At 46.7% G+C, this 16,619-nt stretch carries 14 protein-coding genes; 7 read left to right on the top strand and 7 right to left on the bottom strand.

The features are described from left to right. Positions 1–26 precede the first annotated feature (26 nt). Both ACFPK9_RS05090 and hprK read right to left on the bottom strand, forming a co-directional pair. Complete coding sequence (locus ACFPK9_RS05090; RefSeq protein ID WP_377093700.1) at positions 27–290, bottom strand: HPr family phosphocarrier protein; 264 nt, start codon at positions 288–290, stop codon at positions 27–29. 98 nt (positions 291–388) lie between these two features. Beyond that, a complete protein-coding gene (gene hprK / locus ACFPK9_RS05085; RefSeq protein WP_377093699.1) occupies positions 389–1,369 on the bottom strand; it encodes an HPr(Ser) kinase/phosphatase in 981 nt (326 codons plus the stop codon). A 176-nt stretch (positions 1,370–1,545) separates the two neighbouring features. On the opposite strand from hprK, the gene trkA reads away from it, so the two are divergent. After that, positions 1,546–2,892, top strand: a complete 1,347-nt coding sequence (gene trkA / locus ACFPK9_RS05080; RefSeq protein ID WP_377093698.1) for a Trk system potassium transporter TrkA — start codon at positions 1,546–1,548, stop codon at positions 2,890–2,892. Positions 2,893–2,903: 11 nt separating this feature from the next. Beyond that, a complete protein-coding gene (locus ACFPK9_RS05075; protein ID WP_377093697.1) occupies positions 2,904–4,388 on the top strand; it encodes a TrkH family potassium uptake protein in 1,485 nt (494 codons plus the stop codon). 43 nt (positions 4,389–4,431) lie between these two features. On the opposite strand, the gene ACFPK9_RS05070 is transcribed toward ACFPK9_RS05075, so the two are convergent. Both ACFPK9_RS05070 and ACFPK9_RS05065 read right to left on the bottom strand, forming a co-directional pair. Further along, positions 4,432–5,379: a methionyl-tRNA formyltransferase gene (locus tag ACFPK9_RS05070; RefSeq protein WP_377093696.1), complete on the bottom strand. Its 948-nt coding sequence runs from the start codon at positions 5,377–5,379 to the stop codon at positions 4,432–4,434. Positions 5,380–5,402: 23 nt separating this feature from the next. Next, positions 5,403–5,705 carry a DUF6916 family protein gene (locus ACFPK9_RS05065; RefSeq protein ID WP_377096549.1) on the bottom strand — a complete coding sequence of 101 codons (303 nt, stop codon included), beginning with the start codon at positions 5,703–5,705 and terminating at the stop codon, positions 5,403–5,405. A gap of 234 nt (positions 5,706–5,939) precedes the next feature. Here ACFPK9_RS05065 and ACFPK9_RS05060 point away from each other — a divergent pair, with 234 nt between their 5' ends. Both ACFPK9_RS05060 and ACFPK9_RS05055 read left to right on the top strand, forming a co-directional pair. After that, positions 5,940–6,572, top strand: a complete 633-nt coding sequence (locus ACFPK9_RS05060; RefSeq protein WP_377093695.1) for a phage tail protein — start codon at positions 5,940–5,942, stop codon at positions 6,570–6,572. A 123-nt stretch (positions 6,573–6,695) separates the two neighbouring features. Then, on the top strand, positions 6,696–7,547 hold the full coding sequence (locus ACFPK9_RS05055) for a PEP-CTERM sorting domain-containing protein (protein WP_377093694.1): 852 nt from the start codon (positions 6,696–6,698) through the stop codon (positions 7,545–7,547). Between the two features lie 889 nt (positions 7,548–8,436). Here the strand turns inward: ACFPK9_RS05055 and aspS are convergent. Next, positions 8,437–10,263: an aspartate--tRNA ligase gene (gene aspS / locus ACFPK9_RS05050; protein ID WP_377093693.1), complete on the bottom strand. Its 1,827-nt coding sequence runs from the start codon at positions 10,261–10,263 to the stop codon at positions 8,437–8,439. Positions 10,264–10,347: 84 nt separating this feature from the next. Then, a complete protein-coding gene (gene hisS, locus ACFPK9_RS05045; RefSeq protein WP_377093692.1) occupies positions 10,348–11,598 on the bottom strand; it encodes a histidine--tRNA ligase in 1,251 nt (416 codons plus the stop codon). A gap of 119 nt (positions 11,599–11,717) precedes the next feature. Here hisS and ACFPK9_RS05040 point away from each other — a divergent pair, with 119 nt between their 5' ends. From ACFPK9_RS05040 to ACFPK9_RS05030, 3 genes are all read left to right on the top strand, one after another. After that, positions 11,718–13,565: a DNA topoisomerase IV subunit B gene (locus tag ACFPK9_RS05040; protein ID WP_377093691.1), complete on the top strand. Its 1,848-nt coding sequence runs from the start codon at positions 11,718–11,720 to the stop codon at positions 13,563–13,565. A gap of 115 nt (positions 13,566–13,680) precedes the next feature. Next, positions 13,681–14,265, top strand: a complete 585-nt coding sequence (locus tag ACFPK9_RS05035) for a hypothetical protein (protein WP_377093689.1) — start codon at positions 13,681–13,683, stop codon at positions 14,263–14,265. A 68-nt stretch (positions 14,266–14,333) separates the two neighbouring features. Next, on the top strand, positions 14,334–14,915 hold the full coding sequence (locus ACFPK9_RS05030) for a thioredoxin family protein (protein WP_377093688.1): 582 nt from the start codon (positions 14,334–14,336) through the stop codon (positions 14,913–14,915). A gap of 95 nt (positions 14,916–15,010) precedes the next feature. Here ACFPK9_RS05030 and ACFPK9_RS05025 read toward each other — a convergent pair whose 3' ends face one another. Further along, positions 15,011–16,570: a PepSY-associated TM helix domain-containing protein gene (locus ACFPK9_RS05025; protein WP_377093686.1), complete on the bottom strand. Its 1,560-nt coding sequence runs from the start codon at positions 16,568–16,570 to the stop codon at positions 15,011–15,013. Between the last annotated feature and the right edge of the window lie 49 nt (positions 16,571–16,619).

Below are 16,619 nucleotides of genomic sequence, written 5' to 3'. Positions count from 1 at the left end.
AAAAAATGATGTGTCTATTAGTCGTTTTACTCCTCAAAATTACGTGCGATGAGATCGCCGATAGCCTTGAGTGAAGCTTCTGCATCAGGACCTTCAGTGGTGATAGAGAGTGTTGATCCGTGGCCTGCAGCGAGCATCATCAGTCCCATAATGCTTTTACCATCAATTTCTTCTCCATCTTTCTCGACAGTGATATCTGCGTCAAACTGGTTCGCAGTCTTGACGAATTGCGCTGCAGGGCGAGCGTGAATTCCGAGCTTGTTAGTGATGGTGAATTCCTGAGTAGGCATTGGCTTTGATAGGTATGTAATGGGCGGGATTTACGGAAGAGTAGAGACTGATAAAGCGAAGTGGAAGTGATTTTTTTTAATAATTTGGAAGTTTTTGATTAGTAGTTAGTTGTGTTTCCGAAGTGTGTGCTGTTGCCGGCGAGTTTTTCAGTGAGCCGGTTGTTGAACTCTGCGGCCATATCGTAGCCCATTCTACGGAGTTGGAGTTCTAGAGCTGTGACTGCGACGAGTCGTGCGGTATCGCGGCCGGGGGCGACAGGGATATCTACACAAGGGACTTCTTTGCCTAGAACATCTTCGGTTTCTCGGGTGATTCCGAGTCTATCCACTTGGTTAAGATCGGTGTAGGGACGGAGGTTTACGATGAGGTCGAGTGAGGCATCTGGACGGATGGAGCCGAGTCCGTAGATGTTCGTGACATTAATAATGCCGATTCCGCGCATTTCGATGAAGCCCCGTGAGAAGTCATCAGTATAGGCTGTTAGTTCGCCATTGACGTTGCGAATTTTGACATGGTCGTCGGCGATGAGGGCCCCACCGCGTTCGACGAGGCCAATGGCTGTTTCAGATTTTCCTGAGCCACTTTTCCCTTTGATGAGCACACCAACTCCACGGAATTCTAGCATGCAACCATGGGCAGTGGTGGTGGGGGCGAAGTCGCGCTCGAGGTGGAATGTGGCGGAGTTGATAAAGCGCATGGTGCTGAGTGGGGTGCGAAAGATGCAGACTCCGTGTTCATCGGCGACGTCGATGACGTCTTGGTGGACTGTGGCTTCACGGGAGACGACTAAGCATGGGAGGTTTTCTAGAAAAAGGTTGTGCATGCGCTCGCGGCGGGTGGCTTCGTCGAGTTCGTTGAGGTAGTCGACTTCTGAATTCCCTAAAACTTGGATGCGAAGGTAGGCAAAATGCATCAGGAAACCAGCTAGAGCGAGTCCGGGGCGGTTGACTGAAGGCTCGATGATTTTCCTTACAAAGCCGTCGGTTGAATTGATGGGCGAGAGCTTGAGGCTTTCTCCGTGACGTTCAAAAAATTCTCCGACAGTAATGTGAGAAACGGTTTTTACTTTGCGAGCCATGGAGGGAGCATAGTTGGGAATGAAGGTTGGGAAAATACTAAATTCTGCTAGATTGTGTTAGCGCATAGTGAACTAGAGATAGTGAGTGGATCTGGAGGTTGAGCATATGATGACTTTTTGCTGGATTGACGCTAATAAACTGTGAACATCACATTGCGCTAAGCATTGCGTTAATTATGAATATTATCATTATCGGAGCAGGTGAAGTTGGTCGGCATTTAGCGACCTATTTATCACGTGAGGCGCATAGTATTACTGTGATTGAGAGTAATGCGCAGCTCGCTAGTGATTTAGAACAATCGCTAGATGCTCGGGTGATCTGTGAGAATGGGACTTCGGTTTCCACTCTGCTGGAAGCTGGAATAAGTGAATGTGACCTATTGTTAGCACTGACGAGTGATAATACAATTAATGTGATGGCGGCCTCTGTGGCGAAGAAGCTACAGGCAAAAAAGGTGATCGCTCGCGTGCATCCGGAGGTGCAGCGGGAGGAATGGCTGTTTGATTATCGCAGCCATTTCGGAATTGATCATATTTTTAGTTCTGAACGCTTGAGTGCGATCGAGCTTGCTAAGTTTATACGCAACCCTGAATCACTTGTAGTTGAGGAGATAGCACGAGGCAGGATCGAGCTCCAACAGGTTCGCGTGAGTGAGAAGAGTGATGCGATTGGGAAGAATCTTGTAGAACTGAAGGCGCCTGAACGCACGCGGATCGGGTCGGTGACGCGTGGTGGTGAGAGTTTCATTCCTACGGCGACTGATACGATCGAGGTGGGGGATGTGGTGACTATTTTCGGTGAGCCAAGGAAATTGCGTTCACTCGCAGCTCGCTTGCAGAGGGGATTTGTGAAAGATGAAGAATTGCGGGTGGTGATTTTTGGCGGTGGCGAGTACGGATTTACATTGGCTCAGATGTTAGAGAGCTGGAATTGTCGAGTTAGAATTTTTGAGAAGGACCCGAATCGGGCGCAAGAGCTGACGGATCGCTTATCGAATACGACGGTGATTAATACGGATGGAACGGTGCTGGCGGAGTTAGAGGAAGAGCAAGTGGGTGAGGCTGATTTCTTTGTCGCGACTTCTGGGAGTGACGAGGATAATGTAATGACCTGTCTGCAAGCGAATAACTTGGGGACGAAAAATTGTTTAACTTTGATTCACCGGGCGGATTATGCTCAGGCGATTTCAGGATCTGGACGTCATTTTGGGATGTTGGCGGCGGTGAGTCCAAGGGAGGCGACGCGACGCGATCTCGAAAAGTTTATTACATCGGACAAGTTCCACACGGTCAAGAAGCTGGGAGCTGGTGAGGTGATCGAAACTGAAGTGCAAAGTGGCTGCATCGTGGCTGAGAAAATGGTTGGTGAGGTGGAGTGGCCAGTTGGTTGTGTGTTGGTCGCGCGCATCCATGGCATGCATGCTTCAGTTCCAGGGCCAGATGATATCTTGGAGCCTGGGGATGTGGTGTATGCGATGGTGACTCCAAAGGTACGTAAGAAGTTTCTTAAGTTAGTCCGCTAACTATCGGTTCTATGAATTTACGTATTTTAGCAAAAATTTTAGGTGCTCTGCTGTTGTTGGAGAGCATTGCGATGTTTTTGTGTGCTGTTTTTACTTGGCTCGATCCACGCTGTGCATGTGATTGGTCGATGATGGCGCTGATGAAGTCGGCAGGGATCACCGCAGCATTTGGCGGCGGCTTAGTGCTGCTGGGCTGGGGAAAGATTAATAAGATCCCGCGTCGTGAAGGGGTGGTGATAGTTGGACTTGGGTGGATACTTTCCGGGATTTTTGGCGGTTTGCCGTATTTATTTGGGCAACCAGCGATGACGCCAGCGGATGCCTTATTTGAATCGGTATCAGGATTTACCACGACTGGTTCGACGGTGATGACGGATATTGAGGCTTGGCCAAGGGGGATCTTGATGTGGCGTTCAGTGACGCAATGGTTAGGTGGTTTAGGAATTCTTGTATTGTTCGTGGCATTGCTTTCGTATTTAGGTGTCGGTACAAAATCGCTATTTAGGAACGAGTCGTCATTCCAGACTGGTGAGGCCAGTACTGCGCGGATTCGTGATACTGCGATTAGTTTGTGGAGGGTTTATTTGGCAATAACTTCACTGTGTATTTTGGGGCTGAAGGCGATGGGTTTGACTTGGTATAACGCCGTGAGTCATGGCTTTACAGCTGTTTCGACTGGTGGATTCAGTCCGCACAATGCGAGTATTGGTTATTATGCTGATTGGGGGAATGGTTGGTTGATTGAGCTGTGGCTGAGTTTATTCATGCTGATTTGCTCTGTGAGTTTCTTGATATGGGTTGTCATTGTAAGAAAGCGTTGGAAGCGTTTGCGTTCAGAAGAAGAGGGGAAGTGGTTTTTCCTTTTGTGTTTTTCTGCTGCATTGATGATTGCAATAGGTATTGCGGCGAAGGATATGGAAGGCTTTTGGCCAGCTTTGCGTCATGCGTGGTTTATCGTGGTTTCTATTGCTTCTACGACAGGTTTTGGGACGGTGGACTATGAGCAATGGCCGGGGTTTGCTCTGGTGCTTATAGCTATGTTGATGCTTTTAGGTGGCTGTTCTGGTTCCACTGCTGGCGGATTAAAAGTTTCGCGTTTACTAGTGATGATTCGGACTGCACGCTTTGAAGTAGTGAAGGCGTTTCGCCCGCACAAAGTGTTTAAGATGCAGGTGAATGGAAACTCTATCGATCCTGAAGCTCGCTCTCAGACGGTCATTTTTATCTGTCTTTATTGCTTTCTAGTCGTTTTTGCATCGCTGATTATGGGTATCTTAGAGTTCGTTAATGACATTGATTTGGTGACTTCGGTCGGAGCAGTGTTTGCTACGCTTCCCAATATTGGACCAGGCTTTGGAGAAGTAGGTCCGACTAAAAATTTCGCGCATTTCCTGCCTGCGACCAAAGTGTTCTTGAGTCTTTTGATGATTCTAGGTCGTCTTGAACTCTACGCAGTACTAGTGCTCTTCATTCCTTCACTTTGGCGGAAGTATTAACCAAGACGCCTTCATTAGCTCTGTGGCTGCAGGGTAAGGGGAGTTATGTGTTCACTTCCATAGAGCTTGTAAATTTTTCACCCGATTTCACATCAAGCATTTTCTTGAAGTGATCTCCTGAGCAGACCGCTTCAGAAAATCCGAGCACATTCATACGTAGTAATGCGGAGTCTCGACATAGAACATAAAGATTGGGGTCGCCTGTAATAGTTGCGATTGTACCTGGCGGTTCATCGGGTGGATCATTTAATGGAAGGCAGACAACTTCATATATTCTGAATTCCATGGATTTATAATAGGAAATCGCACCTCCTGCGATGAGATTGCAGGCGCGTACGAGGTTCCTAATAGCTTTGGAATCCATGCGCTCCCAGTTAATGGTGAAATCTTTTTGATTAGGCTTTGTTTGATAGTTAGCGAGGCTCTCATCTTGGGGGGTGAGTGTGACAGTGTCTGTAGCTAAAGAGTTAAACAGCTTTTCTATGAGTTCGGGAGCACGTTGATTCGCCCGGTTAAGGGCAACATCGTGGGTGTCGGCTTCACATAGTTCTATTTTCAGTTGATCAAAAACAGGACCCGAGTCCAGCTTAGCTGTCATCTGATGTAGCGAGAGGGTGAGTTGGGTTTCTCCATTGCGGAGTTGCCAAAAAACGGGGACAGGGCCGCGGTATTCAGGGAGGGCTCCAGAGTGGATGTTCCACGCGCCACATGGGACAGAGTCGAGAACTGTTGATGGTATTTTATGCGAGAAAGTATTTACAATGATTACTTTAGCTTCGGTCTTGATGATCCAATCGGCCAGCCCATCCAAGGTCTTATCAGATTCGATCAATTTGAAAGCGATTTTGTGGAGTCGGCTGAAGACTTCGATCTCTTTTACGAATTCTGGAGAGTTTCCAGCAGCGACGACACCCGATAAATGTCCGTTTTTTAATAAATAGAGAGCCGTAAATAGACTCGATTTGTGAGAACAAAATAAAACACATTTCATGGGATTGAGTCTAACTTGCTGGGTTAGTTGAAAATAGCAGTGTAGACGATGGTGTTTTCGAGAGCTTTCTCGGCATATAGTCCAAGCATCATCGGTTCATTCGTGCCCCATTTGGCCATAACACAACCTGAGTGATGGCGAGGTTCAGAGGGTCCGTGAAAGACTAAGATGAAGGGGTTTAGCCGGTGTGGTGCGGATGGGTCTGAGTCGGGCGCAGGCGGTAAATCTAAAACTTCTATCAGCTTCATTTTGATGAGTTCACCGGTTTGTAAGCTCATAGAAATTTCCTCTCCTAAAAAATGTTCATAGTCCTCTTTTTTTATCATCATAATACATCAAATTCTGACAAGGGTCTTTGTGACTTGATTTTAGTGATCAACTGCACGCGCTTGTTAGATAGCAGACAACACAAGATGGGAGACTCCTTCAACTTCATTTTCTGCTATTGTGTGGATATGTTAGATTATAACATTATTCATGTTAGAATTTGGTTTGACGTCTAACAAATATGAAGTTAGTAGGTTGTTCCGAAACATCTAACAAAAATAGACTAATAAAAAATGGATCCATTTCTTGCTGAAATTAAAATGTTTGCTGGTAACTTTGCACCTCGTGGCTGGGCTTTTTGCGATGGTCAATTATTGCCAATATCACAGTACTCTGCAGTGTTTTCGCTGGTAGGCACTATCTACGGGGGAGATGGTAGAACTACCTTTGCTCTTCCAGATTTGAGAAGTAGGGTTCCGGTTCACCCAGGATCTGGTCCGGGCTTGTCTACATATCGTTTAGGGCAGAAAGGTGGAGCTGAGACAGTCACTCTTAACCAAACTCAAATCCCATCACACTCACACCTTATTCATGATCTACCTGGTACTTCTGCTGTCACACTCTCTGCTCAGGCAGAGTTTAACGTAAGTACAGCAGCTGCGGATGAAGCTGAGCCTACAGATTCTAGCTACTTAGCTGCTGCATCGTTAGCTTCAGGTGGTGTGGTGAATATGTTTACGGAAACTGCGCCAGATGAAAAACTCGCGTCAAATGCTGTAGTTGTCACAGCTGTAGGTAATGGTGTCACAAGTTCTGATGGAGCGACCAGTAATGCGGGGGGAGGTTTACCCCATACGAATATCCAGCCATTCCTTTGTGTGAACTTTATCTTTGCTCTTCAAGGGGTGTTTCCATCTAGATCCTAATCTTTGGTGGTTTCAATAATCTAGGGTAATGAGAGGCCTATTCTGGTTACGTTCTCATTGCCCGATTCTTTTGTTAGATTTGTTGTTTACATCTAACGAATAACAATGTAGTTAATTTTCTTGATGTCAAAGCTTTCAATGTCTTGTTGTGCCGTATCTTCGAGCCTGCTTGTCAGTAGTTCTTTTGGAGCTACAGCAGTTGCGTTATTTGAAGATTTTGAGGATAGTACCGTGGGTTATACAGTCCATGGCTTTGTCCCGGATGTAGAGGAATCTGGATCCACGGCTGGGACCGTGGGCGCGGAAGTAGGAGAGTTTTCTGAGCTTTCTGAGTCTCCAGTTAGTAGGGATTATATTTCTCGAATTGCTTATAGCAATACGGATGTAACTGATAATGTCTCGGGTAACTACCTTATCGCAGACCCTCTAGATAATCTTGGGAGTTCTTATTTTGGTGGTCAAGATATCGACTCGGTAACTAATCTAGAAGGTGCAGGATTCGATCACGTTGCGCTACAATGGACAGGTATTGATGTCTCTTCGTTTGGCTCAGATTATTCAGTGAGCGCTTTCTTTGGTGAGTTAGGTGATGGCGGAAATACTGATTGGGATGTAACTGATCGTCTTGGTATTTGGGCTAGCCTGGATAGTGGTGCGTACGTACAGGTGTTCAATATTGTTGGCATAGCTAATAATAGTACTCCATTCGTAGATTTTAACTTGGATGGCGTTAAAAACGGTTTAGACACTGATATCACAACCACAATGACTGAGTATTCAGCTGATATTGGCAGCGTTCTGGGAGCAGGGAACGACTTAGATCTTCAAATCCGCATTGGTAACCTCAATTCTCCAGATGAAGATATCGCTATCGATAATTTCATGATCTCTGGAACCACAATTCCCGAGCCGTCTTCATCTAGCTTACTTTTAATCTCCGCGTGCGCTTTGTTGACTAGAAGGTCGAGAAGGTAAAAATTGAGTCACTGCAGTGGCTCATACAATGGTATAAGATCAGAGCTTGGTGTGTATAGTGCCGAGCTTTTTTCTTTTTAGGGCGAAAGGAAGGTGATCAATGCCACCATAGGGGGGAGCAGAGGTCTAATACCAAATCGCACTCCAAAAGAGACGAATGATTTTTTGTGTGGCTTGAAGAGTTGCGCTACGCGAAAGAAAAGTAGTGTCGGGCACTTTGTTGATAAATCAGCGTTTCTCTTCAGTCACGATGCTCGCATCGCTTCTTCATCTGGCCTTGATTTCTTAACAAATTGCACCGGCATTCGTCTCTTTTGAATCGCGAAGTGGTCTAATACCATTCTCCCGGCTATATTGTCGGAATGGATGATTTTGATATGAACGCCAGTCAGCGGAGCTGATTACAATAAAGAGCGGTATTACTTCGGCTTCATTTCTGCGTTTTTCCTCAGTCATGTAGCCTGCTACAATCCTTCGTTATGCCTTGAGATGAAGGCCAAATTAACACCGCCATTCCGACAATCTATCTACTCAAATGGTATAAGGTGGGAGCATGATTTTTTACGTGGTGTCTCTATTGGCACAATTTTTGCTATTGATCTTATAGCGTTTCTCCTTCACAAGAGCTGCGCTGTCGTAATCTCAATCAAATATGATGAGATGATGCATGTGTACTATAATCCCCCAATATAATTAAATATGATCGTACTTGCAGTCCTTTGCGTTTTAGTGGTCTTACTACTATTCCAAGCATGGGGTGAACTCACCTAGGAGAGTCTACCCATTATTCGATACATTAGAGTGCCATTACTTGTGGACATGACTCTAAATAAAAAGCGTTTCCGACTGTTCGGAAACGCTTTTTTTTGATCTTAGAAAAGTGAGTAATTTACTTCGCTGGAGCTGGCTGCTGGGGCTGGCCTTTTTTGTCCTTTTTAGCAGTGCTCTGAACGTAGAGTTCGCGGAGCTGCTTGAAGTCGACTTCCGCTGGGGAGTCTGACATGAGGTCGGTGCCTTTGTTGTTTTTCGGGAAGGCGATAACTTCACGGATGGAGTCTGTGCCACAGACGAGCATTGCTACGCGATCGAGACCGAGTGCGAGTCCACCGTGTGGTGGGGCACCGAATGAGAAGGCGTCGAGGATGTGGCCAAACATCGTTTTCTTCTCTTCTTCGCTGACTCCCAGGGCTGTGAACATGGCGTCTTGGAGGTCAGCTTCGTGGATTCTGATAGAACCACCACCGAGCTCGTAACCATTGAGAACGACATCGTATGCTTGCGCGCGGAGGCCTGCGTATTCACCGGCTTTGAGTTTGGCTTCGTCTTCTGGGACTGGGCGTGTGAAGGGGTGGTGGACTGCGTGCCAGCGACCTTCTTCTTTGTCGAAGTGAAGGAGAGGAAATTCGGTTACCCAGAGGAAGTTAAGATCCGTGTTGCCTTCAAGGAGATTGAGGTAGTCAGCGCACATGAGGCGGACTCGGCCGAGGACTTCACAGACTGTGTCCCAGTCTCCAGCGCCAAAGAGAACGAGATCGCCTTCTTCGATGTTGAGCTTTTCTTTGAGACCTTGGAGTTCTTCTTCGCTGAGGAATTTGGTGATTGGTGAACGCCAGTCAGCTGGCTCAGGGCCACGAGCTTGGATGTAGGCGAGCCCTTTTGCTCCAGCTTCGATGGCCGCCTTAGTCATCTTGTCGATCTGGCCGACGGAGGCAGAGTTGAGACCTTTGGCGTTGATTGCTTTGATGCAGCCGCCTGCTTTGAGGGCTCCTGAGAATACCTTGAACTGTGAGTTTGTGAAAATGTCACCGATGTCAGTAAGGTGAAGGCCGAAGCGTGTGTCTGGCTTGTCAGAACCATAGGTGTCCATGGCGTCTTGGTAAGTAATGCGTTCGAAGGAGGCTGGCGCTTCAGCTCCGATGGACTCTTTAAAGACGCGGCCGAGAAGTTTCTCGGTGAGACCGATGATGTCGTCTTGGGTGACGAAGGATGCTTCGATATCGATCTGGGTGAATTCCGGCTGACGGTCAGCGCGGAGATCTTCATCGCGGAAGCAACGTGCGATCTGAAAGTATTTTTCAATGCCACCACACATGAGCAGCTGCTTGTATTGCTGTGGTGCCTGTGGAAGTGCGTAGAAGCTACCAGGTGTGAGACGTGATGGAACAAGGAAGTCGCGTGCTCCTTCTGGAGTGGATTTGGAAAGGATCGGGGTCTCGATTTCGAGGAAGCCGTCTTCATCGAGTACGTCACGTGTGGTTTTAGTGATGCGGTGACGAAGCTGCATGTTGCGAGCCATTGCTGGGCGGCGTAGATCGAGGAAGCGGTACTTGAGACGGAGGTCTTCGTTGTTGACTGGCTTATCGAGTGGGAAAGGCAGGACTTCTGCACGGTTGATGACTTTGACCTCTGAAACGATGAGTTCCACCTCGCCAGTTGCAATTTCGGTGTTGAAGGTGGATTGGCCGTCGATTTCTGGGCGCTCTTCGACAGTACCTGTGACCTGGATGACGTCTTCAGAGCGGAAAGATTCTGCGAGCTCGGAGTTCTCTTTATTGATCTCTGGTTTGAACACTACCTGAGTGACGCCTTCACGGTCGCGAAGGTCGATGAAGATGAGGCCTGCGCCTTGGTCGCGCTTGGATTTCACCCAACCGATGAGGGTGACAGTGTTTCCGATGTCTGAGCGGCTGATGCCGTTACAAGTATGTGTTCTCATGAGAAAAAATGATGTAGATGGGTGGGTGTAGCGATGTGGCTCAAATTGTCGAGTCAAAGCTATAAGCATTTTAGCGTGGTGAAATTAAGCGAGAGCTGCGATGACTTGCTCTAATTCAAGGGTTTCTTCTGTTCTGTTGTCCAGGTCTTTAAGCTGGAGCTGCGGGAATTCAGACCCGACGATCACTGCCTTGGTAGCGCCGAGTTTTTCGGCGGTCTTGAATTGTTTGTTGAACTTGGCTTCGACCATTGAATAGTCGACTTTGTGCCCAGCATTTCGTAGAGCGCTAATCACGCCTAGGGCGTTGAGTCGCTGGGTTTCATCCGCGATGACTACGTAGATATCACATGGAGCTTGTGTTTTAAGCCATGCGTCCATTTTCGCTTTGGCGTGCGGAGTTTCTTCAACGAAGTTGCGGATCACGACGTCGCCCATGGCGAATCCTGTGCAGGGAAGGTCAACGATGCCGTCGGAAAGGACCTTGAGTAAGTCATCATAGCGGCCGCCTCCAGCGATGGCGCGCATGCTGTGTGAGGTGTCAAAGATTTCAAAGACGGTGCCGGTATAGTAGGCGAGACCGCGGACGATGGTGAGGTCGAGCTTGAGGTATTTGCCGAGTCCACGCGCTTCGAGGTTTTGCTGGATCTGCTGGAATGACTCGGAGGCGTTAGCTGGATCTTCGATGAATCCGCGTACTTCTGCTTCGGTGAGATTATATTTAGCGAGATTCTCACTGAGGATCTCTGGCTTCATGCGTTCGATCTTGTCGATGATGCCGAGGAAACCTGTGATGTCTTCAATGCCTTTGGACTCGCAATAGCTGAGCCAGGATTGACGGTCAGAGGCGCGGATGATGAAATCATTTTCGGTGAAGCCGAGTTCGAGCATGGTGTCGATGGCTACAGCAATGAGTTCGGCGTCGGCAGCTGGGTTACTTTCGCCGATGATGTCGGCATTGAACTGAATGAACTCGCGGGTGCGGCCTTTCTGCTGGCGCTCGTAGCGGAAGCAGGGGCCAATCTCGAACCACTTCATTGGTTTCGGGTAGTTGCGCTGATTACCAGAGACGATGCGAGCGAGTGAGGCGGTGAGCTCTGGGCGCATGGTGACATCGCGTTTGCCTTGGTCTTCGAAGCGGAAAAGCTGGGTGTTCAGTTCGTCGCCAGTTTTTTTCTGGTAGAGCTCGGTGGCTTCTAGGATGGGAGCTTCGTACTCAACGAATCCATAGCGATGTGCGACCTTGCGCCAAGTGTAGAAAAGGTAATTACGAATCGCACAGTCATTCGGAGCAAAGTCTCGGAATCCAGGAAGTGAGTTGAAGCGCTTGTCGGCCATGAGCGAGAACTTGCGAGGAAGACTCGAAACTTTCAAGGATAGATTAGATTCTAATAGATGTTGCGCTGATAAATTATTTTGGGCAGGTTAAGCATTAGAGCGAATCAGAAGATCTACCCATGGCAAGTTATACAGAAGACGACATTAAGAGCTTAGACTGGAAAGAGCACATTAGGCTCCGTCCAGGGATGTACATCGGTAAATTAGCTGACGGATCCAGTCCTGAGGACGGCATTTACATTCTGTTAAAAGAGGTGATGGACAACTCGATTGATGAGTTTGTGATGGGGCACGGTGCTGAGATTCATGTGAATATTGATGAAGAAGGGCGCGTGGAAGTACGTGACTTTGGTCGCGGTATTCCGCTGGGCAAGTTGATGGATTGTGCTGCTAAGATTAATACTGGCGCGAAGTACGATTCTGAGGCATTTAAAAAGTCTGTCGGTCTTAATGGTGTTGGTATCAAGGCGGTGAATGCTCTCTCTGATTTTTTTGAGATTCAAGCGTGGCGCGAAGGCGAAACTAAAGCGATTGAGTTTAGTAAAGGCGAGGTCGTCGAGGAGATGAAAACGCCAGCCAAAGATGATGCTCCAAACGGGACACGTATTGCATTTGATATCGATCGTACCATTTTTCCTCAGAAGACACGCTTTCGCGAGCAATACGTGGAGAAGATGTGTCGCTATTATTCTTACCTGAATCCAGGGCTTTGCGTAGTCTACAATGGAAAGAAGTTTAAATCGAAGTATGGGGTGTTAGACCTGCTGCGCGAGGAGATGGATGAGGAGCCATTGTATGAGCCAATCATGCTTAGCGGCAAGGATCTGGATATCTGTTTTTCCCACGCTGCTAGCAGCTCTGAGGATTACTATACTTTCGTCAACGGCCAGCATACGACTCAGGGCGGTACACATTTGGCGGCTTTCCGTGAAGCGGTGGTGAAGGTGCTTCGTGATTTCTTTAAGAAACAATACGACCCTTCAGATATTCGAGCGGGGATCGAGGCTGCGGTTTCAATTCGCGTGGAAGAACCGGTTTTTGAATCTCAAACAAAAACGAAGTTAGGCTCGACTACGGTTTCACCCGACGGCGAGACCGTGCGCACTTTTGTGCTGAATTTCCTCAAGGAGCATTTGGATAACCATTTGCACAAGCATCCAGCTGTGGCCGAGGCGCTGCAGAAGCGTATTCTTCTATCTGAGAGAGAGCGCAAAGAGCTTTCAGGTGTGAAAAAATTGGCACGTGAGCGTGCGCGTAAGGCGAAGGTGCATAATAAAAAGTTGCGTGATTGCCGAGCTCATCTCGATTCTAAGCACAAGCGCCGTGAGGAGACGACGGTTTTCATAACCGAAGGTGATTCCGCGAGTGGCTCGATTACCAAGAGTCGAGATGTAGAAACGCAGGCCGTATTTTCACTACGTGGTAAGCCACTTAATTCTTTTGGGCTTACCAAGAAGATTGTTTATGAAAATGAGGAGTTCAATTTGCTTCAACATGCTTTGAACATTGAGGATGGTTTGGAAGGTTTACGTTACAATAAAGTGGTGATAGCAACGGATGCCGATGTGGATGGAATGCACATTCGCTTGTTGCTGCTTACGTTCTTCCTACAGTTCTTTCCTGAAATGATTCGTGAAGGGCATGTATATATTCTTCAGACTCCATTATTCCGTGTGCGCAACAAGAAGAAGACTTTCTATTGCTACGATGACGAGGAGCGTGAAAACGCGATTAAAGAATGCGGCAAGGCAGCAGAGATTACACGATTTAAAGGGCTTGGTGAGATTTCACCAGACGAGTTTGCCTTCATGATCGGTGATGATATGCGTCTCGACCCAGTGACGATGGAGGAAGGGAAGAGTCTTAAAGAAATGCTGACCTTTTATATGGGCAAGAATACTCCAGATCGCCAGCTCTATATCATCGACAATCTCCGCGAAGAGGTGTTACGAGAGGACGCTGTCTAACTGAGCATGTTGCTGTCTTTGCCAGATTGTAGGTGATACATGGTATGGGGTATAAAAAAATGGCAGATTTCACTCAGCAGGTAAGTAATAGTGATGTGCTTATGCACATGTAGTTATGTTTTTGCAGGTTTGGGGTGGTTCCTGTTATTTAGCCAATAAGGTTCTATTTTCACTGGGAGCAAAGTCGCGAGTAAATTCAACTAAGCTACAAATTACAGCTTGGTTGGTTTATTTGTTAGGTGTTCCGGCATGGGTTATTATTTTGGCTGGGCATCAGAATTGGATAGCTGCGTCAGTAGAAGCTGGCGGAATTCCATCAATGTTACTTGGCTTATACAATAGTATCAGTGAAGAGCGACAGGCTAAACAGATCGCAAATGTGCTTGTTTCTGTGTGTACTTACGCGGCATTAGTTTTAGGGGTGAGTTATAGCGTATCGACACATGGTGGGATTGGCTCTATTGCTCAAGTATTAGAATTTGGGGTGATGTTAGGGTTCTTATTTGGTAGTTATTATATGGCAAAGAGAAGCAATTGGGGGTGGGGCTTTTTTATGCTGATGAATGTGAGTATGGCTAGTTTGATGTTTTTACAGGGGAAACCGATACTTATGGGACAGCAATTATTGTCACTGGCTTTCGTGGTCTATGGTTTTATTAGTGTCCGAAAAAAATCGGCGAACTTGGTGATTACTGAGTAAATTTAATGAATGCCGCAAGGGGTATTGGTTAGTTCTTGACCCTGTCGTGATGCTGCTAGACTTGCTGCATGGCTGAAGTACCATCGACATTTACATTGCAGGCAGGAGAGAAGGCTCCTGATTTCACTTTAACCGACGGTTGTGGAAGGGAGTATGCTCTGGCTGATGTTCTCGGGGAGAAAGGCACATTAGTTATCTTCGCCTGTAACCATTGTCCTTTCGTAATTCATCTGGCAAAAGAAGTGGGAGAGATGGCCGCTGAAATGAAAGCTTGGGGTGTGAACACGGTGGCTATCAGTTCTAATGATGTGGAAAATTATCCACAGGATGCGCCTGAAATGATGGCTGAGTTTGCTAAAGAGTATGGATGGGACTTCCCTTACCTTTACGATGAAAGCCAACAAGTGGCGCATGATTACCATGCTGCGTGTACCCCTGATTTCTTTTTGCTAGATAAAGAAGGGTGTTTATTCTATGCTGGTCAGTTTGATGACTCTCGACCGAAGAATAATTTACCGGTAGATGGTCGTGATTTGAAGCTAGCGATCCGCCAATTGATCGAGGGTGGAACGCCTATTCTCGACACTAAGCCAGCGACTGGTTGCAACATCAAGTGGAAGCCTGGCAATGAGCCGAGCTACTACGGTTAGATTCCTAGTCTAATACTGACTAAAATTTGCAGCCCTGAATTGCACACGCGGTTCAGGGCTTTTTATTATTCTAGTAAAAGAGAACAGCTCTCTGTTTAGGACTTTTCTGGAAGTTGAGGAGTTTTCCTTGTGTTGATGTAATATGCGATAGCGAACATCAGGAATCCGTAACCAAGAATACAAAGGCTAAAAATAGTCACGAATTCTTGATGGGGGGAACCTAGAGGGAATGCAGATGTGTAATTTTTTATGGCAAAAGAGACGAGTGCTCCCCAGCTAACAAGTCCAGTGAGAATATAATAGCGATGGAGCTGAGGAGTTTTCCTTCGAATTAATAAGATGAGAAATACTACTCCGAGTGTTAACCAAAATGAGATTACGGAATATTCAATAGCGATTGTGGCTGTGGTGAGTCCTACCATTATAGCTAAGGGGAATCCAGCGATCACCCAGTAAGTAAGAGCTTCGAGAATAGTCAGCCACCTAGCACGTTTTCCTGACTGATGGCGTTGTAGTAAGATGAGTATACCAGCAGCGGTCGAGAACGCGACAACAAGTCCTAGAGCTCCGAGGGCGATCTTGATCCAAAATGCTCCGAAAATACCAAAGTGAAGGTTAACTATACCTTCAATTAAAGCTGCACCGAGCATTTCACCTGGTCCTGCGGATTGGATGACAGAGGCATCAGCTGTAAAGGCTATTTGGTGTTGTCTTAAAAACCGGAATCCTTTCTCCCTTCCTTCCACGATGATAGTCGGAGCCTTTCCTTCATGTGAGATCACTTGCACAAGGGATGTTTCAACTTGGTATCCCCATATTTTTTCAGATTTACGTCGGGCGAGATCAAGTTGTATATGGTGACTAGATTGGTCTGAGGTCACGTGCTCGATTGGTGAAATCGCTACTTCCAATTTCTCTTGAGATCCGTCGAAAAAAAGAACAATGGCTGGTGCCGAGGCTAACAGACCTATCGTTAACACTGCGCCAGTGGCTGAGTAAATAGCCTGAAACGGCATAGTTACAGCTGATAATGTTCGATGCCAATTTTTCCAAAAACCTCGGCCAGTTTTTTTTAGACGTGACCATTTAAAATCATTTTTTAGTCCTCTCCATTGATAGATGACACCAGTAAGGATAATGGAAAAGAATAGTGTGGCAATTATTCCAGTCATCATCCGCCCGTAAGGGAGGAAATCAAAATAGTGTAAATCTACAAGAAAGTGAAGATAGTCAGCATCGTGGTCTGTAGCTTCGATCGTCTGATTACTGGTTGGTAAATTCCAATAGTGGCTCCATTCATCACCTTGATTTTTCCAATAAATATCAGTAACTGGACGTTCTGGTCGAGCAACGCGGAATGTGACCTGTTTTAATTCACCAGCTTTGAGAGACATTTCATGGACTATCGAGTCTAATGAAGGAGTTGTTTCTGGAATTGGCTCAATCATCTCAGCATGTGTCCAATGAATTGCTTCGTTTTGGTAAAAGGCAAAGGAACCAGCTAAGAAGATGATGAAAAGAGGTAGACCTAGGATAATGCCCAGTAAGGAATGTAATTTCCAAACCTTCTGGCGTGTATGAGAGTTCATCGTAGGATAAAAAAGTAGAGCGAAAAAATGAGGATCACTGCCCACATGAACAATGACAGTCTCCATGGTCTAGAAGAGCAGTAGATAGCTGTTATCAAAGCTCCCCATAAAGGAA

This window comes from Rubritalea spongiae, from assembly GCF_042652385.1.
Classification (GTDB): domain Bacteria; phylum Verrucomicrobiota; class Verrucomicrobiia; order Verrucomicrobiales; family Akkermansiaceae; genus Rubritalea; species Rubritalea spongiae.
This window is presented reverse-complemented; position numbering and strand designations above follow the sequence as displayed.